We start from the raw sequence: 1806 nt of genomic DNA, 5'->3' as shown, positions 1-1806 counted from the left end.
GGCCAACGTGGGGGTGCCGCTGCTGCTGAAGACGCTGGTCGACAGCCTCGCGCTCAAGCCGGGTGACGTGCAGGCCTTGATGGTGGTGCCTTTCGGCCTGTTGCTCGCCTATGGCGGCTTGCGCTTGAGCACCTCGCTGTTCACCGAATTGCGTGAGCTGATCTTCGCCAAGGCCACCGAGGGCACGGCGCGCAGCATCTCGCTCAACGTGTTCCGCCACCTGCACTCGCTCAGTCTGCGTTTCCACCTGGAGCGCCAGACCGGCGGCATGACACGCGACATCGAGCGCGGCACCCGTGCCGTGCACTCGCTGATCTCGTATTCGCTCTACAGCATCGTGCCCACGCTGATCGAGGTGGCGATGGTGCTCACGCTGCTGGCGGTGAAGTTCGACGCCTGGTTTGCCTGGATCACGATTGCCGCGCTGGTGGTCTACGTGACCTTCACCATCACGGTGACCAACTGGCGCACGCAGTTTCGCAAGCAGATGAACGACCTCGATTCGGTGAGCCACACGCGGGCCATCGACTCGCTGCTCAACTACGAGACCGTCAAGTACTTCAACAACGAAGGCTTCGAGGCCAACCGTTACGACGAAAGTCTGGAGCGCCTGCGCAAGGCTTCTCTCAAGTCGCAGACCACGCTGTCGATCCTCAACACCGGCCAGCAGCTGATCATCGCCACCGGCCTGGTGGCCATGTTGTGGCGCGCGACCCTCGGTGTCACCGAAGGGCGCATGACGCTGGGTGATCTGGTGATGGTCAACGCCTTCATGATCCAGCTCTACATCCCGCTCAACTTCCTGGGCGTGCTGTACCGCGAGATCAAGCAGAGCCTGCTCGACCTCGACAAGATGTTCGGCCTGCTGGAGCGCGAGCGTGAGGTGGCCGATGCGCCCGATGCGAAGCCGCTGCAGGTGACACACGGCCACGTGAAGTTCGAGCACGTGAACTTTTCCTATGAGCCGGCGCGGCCGATCCTGCACGACCTGAGCTTCGAGATACCGGCCGGCAAGACGGTGGCGGTGGTGGGCCCCTCGGGCTCGGGCAAGAGCACGCTCGCGCGGTTGCTGTTTCGCTTCTATGACGTGAACGCGGGCACCGTCACCATCGATGGGCAAGACATTCGCCAGGTCACGCAGGGCAGCCTGCGCCAGGCCATCGGCATCGTGCCGCAAGACACCGTGCTCTTCAACGACACCGTGGCCTACAACATCGCCTACGGCCGCGCCGGTGCCGGCCAGGCCGAGGTGGAAGCAGCCGCCAAGGCAGCACGCATCCACGACTTCATCGTCTCCACGCCCAAGGGCTACGACACCGCGGTGGGTGAGCGTGGGTTGAAGCTCAGTGGCGGTGAGAAGCAACGTGTGGCGATTGCGCGCACGCTGCTGAAAAACCCGCCGATCATGATCTTCGACGAAGCCACCTCGGCGCTGGACTCCGCCAACGAGCGGGCCATCCAGGCCGAGTTGAAGGGCGTGGCGCAAAACAAGACCACGCTGGTCATTGCGCACCGCTTGTCCACGGTGGTGGACGCGCACGAAATCCTGGTGTTGGATGCCGGGCGCGTGATTGAGCGTGGGACCCATGTTGCGTTGTTGGCCCAGGGCGGGCGCTATGCGCAGATGTGGGCGCTGCAGCAGCAGAACGGGGAGCGAGGCGCGGAAGAAGCCGCCGTGTAAAGTCAGCTATCGCGCCAGGAGCGATTCCAGATGATGACGAACGCAGTGACGCTCGACCCAGCAGACCTCACCGCCAGTGTGGTGCGGGCGCTGCTTCTGTACTCGCTGGCTGAATTCCAGTCCGG

At 63.7% G+C, this 1806-nt stretch carries 1 protein-coding gene; it reads left to right on the top strand.

The window, feature by feature from the left end; translation table 11 throughout:
- The coding region (locus RMO40_RS12145; protein WP_309721245.1) for an ABC transporter ATP-binding protein/permease at positions 1–1681 on the top strand (1681 nt) is incomplete at its 5' end.
- Between the last annotated feature and the right edge of the window lie 125 nt (positions 1682–1806).

This window comes from Rhizobacter sp. (assembly GCF_031412075.1).
GTDB lineage: Bacteria > Pseudomonadota > Gammaproteobacteria > Burkholderiales > Burkholderiaceae_C > Rhizobacter.
Note: the sequence above shows the minus strand (reverse complement) of the source record. Positions and strands in the feature narration are given on the sequence as shown.